This is a genomic window from Lachnospira rogosae (ex Hitch et al. 2025) (genome assembly GCF_040096455.1).
Lineage (GTDB): Bacteria > Bacillota > Clostridia > Lachnospirales > Lachnospiraceae > Lachnospira > Lachnospira rogosae.
Genome location: NZ_JBBMER010000006.1, coordinates 62067 through 74952, shown reverse-complemented (window position 1 = coordinate 74952; position 12886 = coordinate 62067). Strand labels below are relative to the sequence as shown.

The following is a 12886-nucleotide window of genomic DNA, read 5'->3' as shown; positions in this document are numbered from 1 at the left end:
CTTTGCTTATAAATTTAATATTATGTGAAGCACTTATATATTATGCTTTACTTCATATAAACATTTAAACAAATGTTTAATTGTTTGTCAATAGCTTTTACTTATTTTCCAATAAGTTATTGTTACAATTTTCTCAATAAGTTATTGTTTAATTTTTCTCAATCAGCTATTTTACTCCAAATTTATCTACAAAAAAACCTGACAAGATTATCCAATGTAATCCTGTCAGGCTTCTGATATTTCTCATAATTCTGAATTATTATATTGATAGTTAATTATAACTGTAAATCTTCGTAATCTTCTGGAAGAAATCTATGATATATAATATGACATCCTTCATCCTTAAAGCAGTAATAATATCTGTCATCTGCTTTATCTGCAAACTTTATAAGAACATCAAACTCACCATCTTTGATATACTCAATAGTAATTCCATCATAACTGTCTTTAAAAAATGTAATTATATCTTTCATAGATGTACTATGGCTTCTAATAAGATCAACAAGCTTTCTTATAAACTCATTCTCGTCAGTATTATTGTGAATATATTCCACTCCATTTTCATTAATCTCAAAGCAGAACCTGTCTTTTTTATTACTGAATGTGACACCGCCAAGAATATAAGTATATTGCCTGAAATCCTCATCATCGCCTTCAAGAAGCTTTACCATATCACTATAGCTTGTATCCCTAACATCGCACCCAAACATATGACATAATGAGCTTAAAGGATAATATAATCTTATATTCTCTTTTCTGTAACCAAGCTTAGCTTCTTCTTCCCTGATTAAATCAATAAGATTGTGCTGTAAATTATCATATCCATTGATAATATTATTCTTCATCCTCTATTTCTTCCTCGCCATCGTGAACATCTTTCTTAGGCTCTTTAAGACCAGGAATATCAACATTATGCTTCTTGCAATAATCCCAGAGAGCTGCGTGGATTGATTCCTCAGCAAGAAGCGAACAGTGTACCTTTACTGGTGGAAGTCCATCAAGTGCTTCCATAACTGCCTTGTTAGTTACTTCCATAGCTTCGTATATTGTCTTGCCAATAACCATATCTGTAGCCATACTGCTTGTTGCAATAGCTGCACCACAGCCAAATGTCTTGAACTTGCAATCCTTGATTATCTTAGTATCCTCATCTATATCAAGATATATTCTCATAATATCTCCGCACTTAGCGTTACCAACTGTACCGACACCACTTGCATTCTCTATCTCACCTACATTATGAGGATTGCTGAAATGCTCTATAACTTTATCTGAATACTGCATATTCTAATATCTCCTTTACTAACCTTTGTACCTTAACGACAAAATAAGGCATTTTAAAATTCATATCATTATTGTATGTTTTACCATTTTTCGTACAATATGTCAACCATACAAATGAATACGCAGGCGAAAACATATTTCACCTGCATATTTAACCTATTCATCAAATAATATTAATTATATTATCTCTTCTTTAACCCGTTACCGCTGAATTTCTTTATCTGTGTAACAAGCTCTGCGGATACATTAGCAATCTTATCTGTAGAACCTTTACACTGTTCCATAACCTGCTCAAGATTATTCATATTCTCCTTGGTAATCTGTCCACTGCTTGCATTTTCTTCTGCAAACTGTGCAAGATTATCAACACCATAAGCTATTGTGTTCTTATGCTGCTCTAAGTCAGAGGCTTCTGCCGCTATGCCGCTTACAGCACTTCCAACTCTGTTAATCTCTGAATTAAGAGTTGCAAATATAGCTTCTGTATCTTTAATCTTGGCATCCTGCTTTTCAAATGCTTCCGATACCTTCTTAGCTGTTTCCACACTGATATTAGAATTCTCAATAAGTCCATTGACAATCTGGTTAATATGCTCTGTAGACTCTCTTGACTGATCTGCAAGCTCTCTTATCTGCTCTGCTACAACTGCGAAGCCCTTGCCATTCTCACCTGCTCTTGCCGCCTCAATACTTGCGTTAAGAGCCAGAAGGTTAGTCTGGTTAGATATACCGGCAATAATCTCAGTTACCTTTCTAATCTCCTGGGCTGAGGCATTAGTACGCTCTGTTTCATTACTTACCTCGTCCATAGCGTGTCCGCTTTCTTCACTTATTGTAATAAGCTCTTTCATAATATCAGCAGCTCTGTTGTTACACTCATTAAGTGTATCTATGCTTTCCTTAAGCCCTTCAATATTAGTCTGTATATTATCAACAGCCTTGCTTATTGAGTCAGTCTTTACCTTAATATCGGCTACCTTATCAGCCTGTACTGTAGTATTATCTGTAATTGTTGTTACCGCTGCATTGGTGCTGTCGGCAACTGTGTGCATTGTATCAAACATTGCAACAAATTCTTCTGAAACCTGTTCAAGTTCAACTGTAGCATTTCTTATTGCAGCAACTGTTCCTGTAATACCCTCAAATGCAACTGTTACATTGCGGACGATTTCTCCAACTTCATCATTTCTTGCTGAAACCTTCTTAATCTTTTCAGCAGTCTTATCATCACTTGATGCAGTACCTGCTATTGCTCCCCTTAATAGAACAACTATGCTTCTTAAAATATTAAGAATTAACACAACAAATATCGCAAATACAACTGTAATTAATACAAAAGCAGTCAATACATTAATAATATTCTTATTAAGCAATATAAATATTATAATCATAACGATTAATATTTGTGCTATAAAAGCTGCTGCCGCAAGTATAAGCTTTTTTATAAAATTATTATCTTTCATTATATTAGTGCCTCCTTTTCTAATGCAGAGCCTCTCCTAACCCTGTATCACTATATTTTAGATATTATACACTGATTTTTGACAAAATGCACTATATCAACCTCTAAAATCAACCATTTTCTTTACGTTGCATAAATATTCACATCTCATTAAGACCCATGATACACTACATAAATCTTTCATCGAATTCATTTGCCGGATAAGGCTTTCCAAATAAATATCCCTGTATATAGTCGGGATTTATTCTTCTTAACTCATCAAGCTCCTCCGGTGTCTCTACACCTTCTATACATAATGAAAGTGACAGACTGTGTGTCATCTGAATTATATATGTAAGCAATTCATAATCATAATGGTTCTTAAGAGCTTTTACTGTAAATGAACGGTCAATCTTAATGTAATCCGGCTTTAAATCACTAAGGCAATGCAGATTAGAATATCCTGTACCAAAATCATCAAGAACAACCACAACACCATTATCCTTAAGCTTTGACCACAATTCATTAAAATGTGGATTGGAGTCTAAATAACCACTCTCTGTAAGCTCTATTCCTATATTATATGGCTTTATTCCGTTGTCATTAATAGCTGCCATAATATCTGTTAACACATCACTTTTAATGACCTGAATATATGATACATTGACATTTATGCGGAAACTTTCTATCTGCTTAGTCCATATAGCACATTGTCTGGCTGACTGCTCTAATATCCATTTGCCTACCGGTATAATAAGTCCGCTTTCTTCTAACAGCGGAATGAACTCAACCGGTGATACAAATTGTGGGCTTCCACCATCTGGGTCAGGCATGAAAAATCTCATAAGTGCTTCTGCACCTATAAGCCTGTAAGTCTTTGTATCAACTATAGGCTGGTAATATACTTCAAAACCTGCAAAATCATCATCTACGGCATTATGAAGTGCTGTATTAATAACCCTTCTTCTATTGTAATGCTCAAAATCTTCATTCCTATATATATAATATGTATTCTTTCCACTGTCCTTCGCCTGCTTTAAGGCGAATTCAGATAATTTTATATATGAATCGTCCTCATCTTTTATGTGTGATGCATCAATAACTCCCGCAGATAATGTATACATTATTTTGTAATTATTGTCCTCTATAAATTTATTGACATTCTTTTTACAATTCATATAGATTTTAATTGCTTCTGTTATATTGCTGCCGCTAAAATCAACAATCATAAACTCATCTGATACAAGCTTAAAAAGTTTCTGATTAGAATTAAGGGTATTTGCTATGCAATCTGCCGTCTTCTTTAATATGTAGTCTCCGTAAGCCATACCATAATTGGTATTAATGGCACTGAAATTATCTATTCCTATCCTTATTATAAAACCTTTAGGTGTTAAAGCCGCATATGCTTCCCTGATATAATCAGCAAGTCCCACATCCCCTAACAGACCACTGACGTTATCTGCCTCAGGCTTAACACCAATCTCATTAATACAGCCCATAAGATAATGTGGTCTTCCATCTTTAAACAGCACGCTTCCCCTGCAATTAATCCATATTGGATTGTGGTTCTTATCTAACCAGCGGTATTTCATATTATGAAATACTTTCTTGCCATCCTTTATATCCTGAAGTTCCTTACTAAGCATTTCGTAATCATCTTCATATACGAACTCTTTATGCTTTGCCGCTGCATCGTAGAATTTGTCTTCTGGAAGAATAAACCTTTCCACAGCATGTTCCGAAATCACATAATAATCATCTATCAAATCATACACATAAATATAATCATTCATACACGGATTTAATATCGCAATTGCTTTTTCTATCTGTTCTCTTGATATCTGCAACACATTATCAATCATATACCCACGTCCTTTCGCTTATTATATTGATAGTACATTTTTGATAATTAAATGTCAATAAATGTATCTATAAAGCCGAATAATTTGTTTAATCATCTATTATTTATGCAAATTTTCAATTGGCAAGTTTAATTAAATGTGTTAGAATTTATACAATCTATGTTATGTATGAATACGGATATATTAACACAATTATACATATGGAGTTATATTATTATATTGCTGCATCACATATCAATTATTATAATTATATATGTACAGCCATATTATATGAATATAACTATATAAAACATTGTTCATATCACTATATCATAGATAAAGTTATGCAGAATAATATATATAACACACCATGATATATATTACTTTATGTACTTTAACATAGGAAACGAGGTTTAAGTATGAGCGAAATTGTTGAATATACTTTTGAAGAATTAAAGAAAGAAATGGAGCTGCTATCACCACTATATGATGTAGTGCGACTTGTCAATCCATTCAAATGTGAGATTATTGATATTAATGATACTTGTCTTACACCATCTGATACACCGATTTCCTGTTATGACTCTTGGAAATGTATATTTCAATGTATTAACTGCACTTCTGCAAGAACACTTCTTACCGGTAATATACAATCCAAACTTGATGTAAGCGATGATACTGTATACCATGTCACTTCGCGGCCAGTAAGAGTCAATAACTCCCTGCTTGTTCTTGAAACCGTCCAGCATTTCTCATACACTTACCGACAGCTTGAAGCCGGCAATACTAACAACGCTTTAATATCTCTGATACAAAATGCCAACAGGAGCCTTCTGCTTGACGAGGAAACTGGTGCTTACAACCGTTCTTATCTTTCAGAACATCTTCCTTATGAATTATATAAGGCAGAGAATAACCACCAGTCTAATGCAGCATTTGTAAAGATTACTAATCTTGCTGACACAATAGCCGAATATGGTGATATCGCTTCTAATGGAATTGTATGCTGTCTGTACAATTTAATTACACATACTTTTAAAGATATATCTGATGGCGAATTGATGCTTGTTCGCTACGACAAAGATTTATTCTTTATATTAGACACTAATCTTAAGTACACAGATTTTGAAAATAGAATTAATAATCTTATAGCCGCAGCCATTCCAGAACATATTCTATTCAAAAGTAATAAGATACCTTTTGAGATTTCAACAGCCTGTATTAATCTTGCTGATGAAAATATTAATACTCAAGATGAATTAATTAATACACTAAATAATAGATTAAATAATTAACAACTAACAAGTATTACTAAACATTAATAAGGAGGATTTAATTATGAGTAATGTTACAATTTCTGAATCAATTAAATATATAGGAGCTGATGATACTACTTTGGATTTATTTGAAAGCCAATATATCATTCCTAACGGCATTTCCTATAATTCATATGTGATTCTTGATGAAAAGGTAGCCGTTATGGATACAATAGATGCAAGAAAGTCAGAGGAATGGTTTAATAACCTTTCTAATGTTCTTGCCGGAAGAAATGTTGATTACATTGTAATCTCACATCTTGAACCTGACCACGCCGCTAATATCAAAGCACTTTCAGACAAATATCCAGATGCTAAGCTTGTACTTAGTGCTAAAGCCAAAGCTATGCTTCCTCAGTTCTTTGCTATGGATAATCTTGATGACAAATGTATTATAGCTGCAGAGGGACAGGAATTATCATTAGGAACTCACAACCTGAAATTTATTATGGCTCCTATGGTTCACTGGCCAGAGGTTATGCTTGAATATGAAACAACTGAAAAAGTACTCTTCTCTGCTGATGCTTTCGGCAAATTTGGTGCATTAAGTGCTTCTGATGACTGGACTTGCGAAGCAAGAAGATACTATTTTAATATAGTAGGAAAATATGGTGCACCTGTACAGACTTTACTCAAGAAAGCCGCCGCACTTGATATAAGGACTATATGCCCTCTGCATGGTCCTGTACTTAAAGAGAACCTTGAATTCTACATTGGAAAATATCTTACATGGAGCAGTTACGAACCTGAAGATGACGGCGTACTTGTAGCATGTGCTTCAATACATGGCAATACTAAGACAGCCGCTGAAAAGATGGTTGATATTCTTAAAGAAAAGGGATTTGCCAAAGTTGCATTTATTGATCTTACAAGAAATGATATGGCAGAAGCTATTGAAGATGCTTTCAGATACAGCAGGCTTATTGTTGCTGCAGCATCTTATGATGGTGGTGTATTCCCACCTATGGAAGACTTCCTTAACCGTCTTTCCCACAAAGCTTATCAGAACCGTAAAGTCGGAATCATCGAAAATGGCTCGTGGGCACCTACTGCCGGCAAATGTATTAAGACAGCATTTGAAGGAATGAAGAACATAACTATATGTGGCGATACAGTAACTATCAAATCTACTATGAAAGATGAAGATATTGCCAATATGTACAAGCTGGCAGAAGCCATTAAGTAATATATGATGCTAATATAATAACAGCCGGTTAATGATAGCTATTTAATCTATCATTATAACGGCTGTTTTATGTTATAGCTGTTTAATTACCTGTTAATTCTGTTCTTCTTCACATCAGCAACTACAAGTCCTGCAACTAATACTGCAGCCATTAATGTTTCAAGAACATATAAGAATACTCTTGTTGTATCTCCTGTTGCAGCTGAATCCTTTGCTGTATCAGCCACATCTGCTACCTGTCCATTATTATCTGCTGTATCCGGGTCAACAGCCTTTATTACTTCTGCTGTATCCTGTGATAAGAAGTATAATGAGCAGTGGGTAATTGTATACTCAACATATCCGTCCTTAACAACGAGCCCCTTATTAACACCGCCTACTGATTCAACTCTGTTCTGTTCTTCATTGAAGTAGTAGAGGTATACTATATCTCCATCCTTATATTTGTTACCAACATATGTCTTGATTGTAGCTGGTCCAGGTAATGCTCCGTGATGACTGAATGAAAGATACATAAGATCATCACGTCCTGTAATTTCCTTAACCTCATTTTCTCTATCTGTATCGAATGAAATTGTTAAATCAATATCCATATCTGGCTGTGTAATTGTATCACTGTTGAACTTCCACTGATACTGGAGTCTGTTATTCTCATCTGTTACACCAACTGTAATGTCTTTCTGGTTTTCCTTCATCTTAGAGAATACATTAGAGCTGAGTGTAGGAGCTGCTTTGGCACTTACAATGCTTACCTCTGAAAGAGATGAATTAGTTAAACGCTCTGTAAGTTCGTTGTTTACATTTTCTACATTAGTAAGCTTATCCGCAGAGATAACTTCTGCTTCAACATTCTTGCCTGTTGTATCGCCATTATCAGATGGCTGCTCTGGCTGAGCAGGATGTTCTGGCTGGCTTGGCTGCTCTGGCTCACTTGGCTGTTCTGGTTCGCTTGGTGTGTCACTAGGTGTACTTGGTGTGTCACTAGGTGTACTTGGTGTATCACCTGGTGTTGAGTAATCTGCCGAGCGAACTAAAGCATATGTATTCTTTTCTACAACGATAGTTCTGCTTGGAACTAAAGATCCGCTTCTCACTAATTTACCATCTACTAATGAAAGCTTTACATAAGTCTGTTCATTATCAAACTTAGCATTTAATACAGTTGGATCAGTAAATCTATATGTAAATCCATCTGCTAATGCACTGCTTGCTGATACATATCTTACTGCTAATGTTGGATCCATAACCTTTTCAAAATCAGCATTGTTTGATGTAATTTCAACTGCTGGTCTTTCTATAGTAACATCCTTAGCTTCAACATTTTCAAGCTTGTATGTTGAAGTTGTAGCTGAACCTGCACTTCTTCCGATGTTAGAATCATAGAAGTTAACTGTTATGCCTGCATCCTCAGCATTCTTAATCATATTAATTGTCTCAGCATCAAATGTAACCTTATCTGTGCATACATTAATTGATGATGATATATTTTTCTTAGCATTGTATTTAACGATATTCTTTATTGTCTGAACATCAGGATTAGCAATATATGAATATTCTGTACCATCATAATCTCCACCTGATACTGTTGCAGTCTTTATAAAGTTATCATTATCTAAAGATATTGTGAAGTATTCACTATTAGAATCACTTTCTGTAAAGTTCCTTGTATATCCGTATGTTCTCTGTACCACTGGAATACAGCTTCCATCATCTACAGCATATACGTTAAATCTTCCATCACCTGAATTGTAAAATGTGCTTCTAAAGCTTACGCCCTTAATTGATGGTATAGTTCCTACCTTATATACATATTCAGGTGTTCCGCCTGCAAATGTAGTTGATAATGTGCTTGCATCTTTACTTAATGTAATCTTAGGTATATCTACAGAAACAGCTTCATTATTAAGGAAATAGCCATCGAATTCAACAGTCATTCCAGATATCTTACTAGCTTTATCAAAAGCTGTCACAGAAATTCTACGTCTTGCTGATATAAGCTTTTCTGCTGCTTCTTTTGATAAGCTAATCTTATCACCTGCATAGTATGCACTGCTATAATATGTATAACCATTATTATTTGAAATAATACCATTTACTACATCATCATTGAATACATTATAGCAGTCATAATCTGTATAGCTGCCATACTTGTTAGTTACTTTTTCAGTATCCATTAACGAATCCTTGCTGTCAGCAACAAAGAAACGAATCTGTCCTGCATTGTTATTGCTATAACTTACAGATGATGAACCTGAATATAGATATTATTAACACATATTATGTGGCAATCATAATGTAACTATCCTTAAAATGTCACTTTCTTAAATATATGCACGAAATAGGTTATCTCTGCGGCAGCTGTAATTATCCACGAACATGGATATAACAGGAACAATGATGGTATAGTGTGGAAATGTGCAAATATTGTATACACCCATGCTACTCTGAACACACACGAACCTATAATAACCACTATTGTTGGAACTATAGTCTTGCCAAGTCCTCTTGATGCCGCTATCGTACAATCCATAAATGAGGATACAGCATACGATAAGCCCATAATCATAATCCTCTGCATACCTGCATCTATAACTTCTGGCTCACTTGTAAATAATGACAGGAACTGTCTTCCAAATATTATAAGAAGTCCTCCAAGTATCGCCGCCGCTAAGAAAGCATAAGCCATACTTATAAGGTAGCTTTTTAACATTCGTTTCTTGTTACAAGCTCCCATATTCTGTCCCATAAAGCTTGAGCACGCAGTATAAAAAGCCATCATAACATTATATATAAGCATATCTGCATTAGCGGCGGCGGCATTTCCTGACACCATAACCGCACTGAATGAATTAACACCTGTCTGGATAAATAGATTAGCCATAGCAAATATAGCATTCTGGATACCTGCTGGAATTCCAAGCATAAGTATTACCTTTGGCACACCCGGATAAAGCTTTAATTCTCTTACTCTTAACCGGCATCTGTCTGTGTCACTTCTTCTTAACAGATTAACCACTACAAGTATTGCTGATATGTACTGGGCTGTTATACTAGCAAATGCGACACCATCCTCAGCCATACCTATCCCTATAACAAGTATAAGGTTAAGGCATACATTCACAACGCCTGCAAACGTAAGATATATAAGAGGCTTCTTAGTATCTCCGCTCGCACTCATAACCGCATTACCAAAGTTATATATAGCCATAGCCGGCATACCAAGTGCGTATATTCTAAAATAAAGCACCGCCCCATCTATAAGCTCTGTTTTAGTATTCATAAGTGACAGGAAGAATTCAGCACCCAATATACAAAGAACCAGTGCTGTAAGTCCTACAATAAGACAGAGAAGAAATGATGTATGAATAGTCTTTCGTACATTTTCTTTCTGACCTGCACCAAGCTGCTGTGCAACTCTTACATTGACACCACATCCCATACCTATAAGAAATCCTGTAAATAATGTTACAAGCAATGATGTAGAGCCAACTGCTCCAAGTGCCTCGTAACTTGAAAATTTACCAACAACTGCCACATCTGACATATTAAACAGAACTTCCAAAATCTGTGCCAGCATAAGTGGAATACTGAACTTTAGTATTTTAACCGGTATCGAACCTGTAGTCATATCCATACCGCTTAGTGCTTTTGTATTATCGTTACCCATATATACCTCGATATTCTTTATTTTATTAAGCAAATCAAGCCATTCAGACGGATACTGACTATAACACATTTATTATTCTTTTTCAATAAATAATTATATGTTTTAATTAGCAATTTTTATGTAGTTTTATTAAATATTTTGTCGTATAATGCTTTTTAGTACCAAAGGCCTACTGGCTAAGAATTGAGGTTATATATGTTTAATTTTAAATCATCGGATAATAAGACAACTATACAGGCAGCTGTATGGAAAGCTGAAAGCAAACCAATCGGCGTAATACAGCTTGTACACGGAATAACAGAATATATGGGAAGATATGACAAAGTTGCCCAGTATTTTACAAGCAAAGGATACGTTGTATGCGGTATTGACATTATAGGACACGGCCACTCACTACAGAATGGCAGCAGGAAAGCATATCTTGGCAAGAAAGGAAGCTGGGAATATGTGGTTAAAGACGTTCATACCTGCTACACCGAAATGAAGAAACGCTACCCTAAACTTCCTTATTATATTGTTGGTTTCTCTATGGGCTCATTCATCGTAAGGGATATGCTTTTATCTCCTCACTTAAGGACTAAGATTGACGGATGTTTCCTTATCGGAACTGGTTCTCAGCCACGTTTTATTCTCAAAGCAATAAGAAGTTATATCGACCACGCCTGTATGCAGGCTAACGGACAGAATTGCAGTCCGCTTATACAGTTCATTGCATTTGGAATGTACAATAATAAGATTAAAAATGCTACATCGCGTGCAGACTGGCTTCTCTATAATGAAGAAGAACGTGATAAATATCTTAACGACCCTCATATTCCAGCACAGATTACAGCAAGCCTTATGTATGAACTATTATCAGGAATGATTAACTGTGTATCTAAAAAGGCTAAGACAGCAAGCTTGGCACCTGTATATATTCTTAGCGGCAGTGATGATGCTGTAAGTGAGTATGGAAAAAATATTAAAACTACCGTAAATTTAATGACTAAACAGGGATTTAATATAAAAGATATCGTGATATTTAATAATATGCGCCACGACATTTTACACGAAAAAGATAACATAAAGGTTCTTGATTATATATATGAAGCTATAACGCACTAAATAACTAGATATAATAGATACAATAAATATATAATAAATACATATTATATAAATATACACAGCTAAACTATACTTATATGAAAATGCCAGCAGGCAGTACATACCTTTTATCTAAGGTACTGTACTGCCTGTGTTGCTGCCATAGCACCATCTGCTGCGGCTGTTATTACTTGTCTTAATATTTTCGTTCTGACATCACCTGCCACGAATAAACCTCTGGCTGATGTAACACAATCTTCACCTGCTATTACATATCCTGAATTATCAAGTTCTGCAATACCCTTAAGAAGCTCTGTCTGTGGGCTCATTCCAACGGCAACAAATAATCCATTAACGTCAATGCCTGTATCATTATCAAGTATTATCCTCTCAAGATTATTACTGCCTTCCACTTTCTTTACTGTTCTGTTAGTGCATATGTGCACATTCGTACGTTCCTTTAACTTTGCAAGAAGTGAAGCCGCTCCACGGAATTCTTCCCTTCTGTGTATAATATATACGTTGGCACATATATCTGAAAGATAAAGTGCATCAGAAAGTGCTGTGTCACCGCCACCTACTACTGCGACATCTTTATCCTTATAAAATGCTCCGTCACATACGGCACAATATGATATTCCTTTGCCTGTATACTGTTCTTCATTCTCTGCCTGTAACTTTTTATGGCTACAGCCAGCCGCATATATTACGCATTGGGCTTTCTTAGTGCTTCCGTCTGATAACTCTAATTCCCATATGTCATCAACAGTGGTAAGTCTGGTAACATTATTATCTTCTATTGTTACTCCAAGCGAAAGTGCGTGTTCCCTGAAACTTTCACCCAGGTCATAACCGCTTATTGCTGGAATACCAAGATAATTGTCTACCTTACTGCTGTCAGCTATCTGTCCTGTTCCCATAAATTCTTTCTCTATAACAGTAACTGATAATCCAGCCCTGACAACATATATAGCAGCAGATAGTCCTGCCGGACCACTTCCTATAATAATAACATCTGAAATATCCGTTAGATTACTCATAATAAATCTCCATTCCTATCGCACT

At 35.3% G+C, this 12886-nt stretch carries 10 protein-coding genes; 3 read left to right on the top strand and 7 right to left on the bottom strand.

Translation table 11 applies throughout. The features are described from left to right. Positions 1-275 precede the first annotated feature (275 nt). The 4 genes from WMO14_RS09025 to WMO14_RS09010 form a co-directional block, all read right to left on the bottom strand. Positions 276-845, bottom strand: a complete 570-nt coding sequence (locus tag WMO14_RS09025) for a DUF3877 family protein (protein WP_055306459.1) — start codon at positions 843-845, stop codon at positions 276-278. Continuing rightward, positions 835-1284, bottom strand: a complete 450-nt coding sequence (gene nifU, locus WMO14_RS09020) for a Fe-S cluster assembly scaffold protein NifU (protein ID WP_022502820.1) — start codon at positions 1282-1284, stop codon at positions 835-837. Before nifU ends, WMO14_RS09025 begins: the two co-directional genes overlap by 11 nt. A gap of 182 nt (positions 1285-1466) precedes the next feature. Continuing rightward, positions 1467-2747: a methyl-accepting chemotaxis protein gene (locus tag WMO14_RS09015; RefSeq protein WP_055175420.1), complete on the bottom strand. Its 1281-nt coding sequence runs from the start codon at positions 2745-2747 to the stop codon at positions 1467-1469. Between the two features lie 166 nt (positions 2748-2913). Beyond that, positions 2914-4590 (bottom strand): bifunctional diguanylate cyclase/phosphodiesterase, encoded by a 1677-nt coding sequence (locus tag WMO14_RS09010; RefSeq protein ID WP_055306458.1) that lies wholly within the window; start codon positions 4588-4590, stop codon positions 2914-2916. A gap of 398 nt (positions 4591-4988) precedes the next feature. Here WMO14_RS09010 and WMO14_RS09005 point away from each other — a divergent pair, with 398 nt between their 5' ends. Next, positions 4989-5864, top strand: a complete 876-nt coding sequence (locus tag WMO14_RS09005) for a diguanylate cyclase domain-containing protein (protein WP_349153701.1) — start codon at positions 4989-4991, stop codon at positions 5862-5864. A 43-nt stretch (positions 5865-5907) separates the two neighbouring features. Then, the gene (locus WMO14_RS09000; protein WP_349153700.1) at positions 5908-7071 is read left to right on the top strand and encodes an FprA family A-type flavoprotein; all 1164 of its coding nucleotides are present in this window, start codon (positions 5908-5910) and stop codon (positions 7069-7071) included. A gap of 86 nt (positions 7072-7157) precedes the next feature. On the opposite strand, the gene WMO14_RS08995 is transcribed toward WMO14_RS09000, so the two are convergent. Together WMO14_RS08995 and WMO14_RS08990 are read right to left on the bottom strand one after the other, a co-directional pair. Further along, positions 7158-9245, bottom strand: a complete 2088-nt coding sequence (locus WMO14_RS08995) for a hypothetical protein (RefSeq protein ID WP_349153699.1) — start codon at positions 9243-9245, stop codon at positions 7158-7160. Between the two features lie 131 nt (positions 9246-9376). Further along, positions 9377-10738 (bottom strand): MATE family efflux transporter, encoded by a 1362-nt coding sequence (locus WMO14_RS08990; protein WP_055306524.1) that lies wholly within the window; start codon positions 10736-10738, stop codon positions 9377-9379. Positions 10739-10933: 195 nt separating this feature from the next. Here WMO14_RS08990 and WMO14_RS08985 point away from each other — a divergent pair, with 195 nt between their 5' ends. Beyond that, positions 10934-11842 carry an alpha/beta fold hydrolase gene (locus WMO14_RS08985; protein WP_090139515.1) on the top strand — a complete coding sequence of 303 codons (909 nt, stop codon included), beginning with the start codon at positions 10934-10936 and terminating at the stop codon, positions 11840-11842. A gap of 107 nt (positions 11843-11949) precedes the next feature. Here WMO14_RS08985 and WMO14_RS08980 read toward each other — a convergent pair whose 3' ends face one another. Next, positions 11950-12861 (bottom strand): NAD(P)/FAD-dependent oxidoreductase, encoded by a 912-nt coding sequence (locus WMO14_RS08980; RefSeq protein WP_349153698.1) that lies wholly within the window; start codon positions 12859-12861, stop codon positions 11950-11952. Positions 12862-12886: the final 25 nt, after the last annotated feature.

Coding starts and splice junctions, on each gene's coding strand:
- WMO14_RS09025 (WP_055306459.1), bottom strand. CDS start 845: ATGAAGAATAATATTATCAATGGATATGATAATTTACAGCACAATCTT.
- WMO14_RS08985 (WP_090139515.1), top strand. CDS start 10,934: ATGTTTAATTTTAAATCATCGGATAATAAGACAACTATACAGGCAGCT.
- WMO14_RS08980 (WP_349153698.1), bottom strand. CDS start 12,861: ATGAGTAATCTAACGGATATTTCAGATGTTATTATTATAGGAAGTGGT.
- WMO14_RS08995 (WP_349153699.1), bottom strand. CDS start 9,245: ATGGATACTGAAAAAGTAACTAACAAGTATGGCAGCTATACAGATTAT.
- WMO14_RS09010 (WP_055306458.1), bottom strand. CDS start 4,590: ATGATTGATAATGTGTTGCAGATATCAAGAGAACAGATAGAAAAAGCA.
- WMO14_RS08990 (WP_055306524.1), bottom strand. CDS start 10,738: ATGGGTAACGATAATACAAAAGCACTAAGCGGTATGGATATGACTACA.
- WMO14_RS09015 (WP_055175420.1), bottom strand. CDS start 2,747: ATGAAAGATAATAATTTTATAAAAAAGCTTATACTTGCGGCAGCAGCT.
- WMO14_RS09000 (WP_349153700.1), top strand. CDS start 5,908: ATGAGTAATGTTACAATTTCTGAATCAATTAAATATATAGGAGCTGAT.
- nifU (WP_022502820.1), bottom strand. CDS start 1,284: ATGCAGTATTCAGATAAAGTTATAGAGCATTTCAGCAATCCTCATAAT.
- WMO14_RS09005 (WP_349153701.1), top strand. CDS start 4,989: ATGAGCGAAATTGTTGAATATACTTTTGAAGAATTAAAGAAAGAAATG.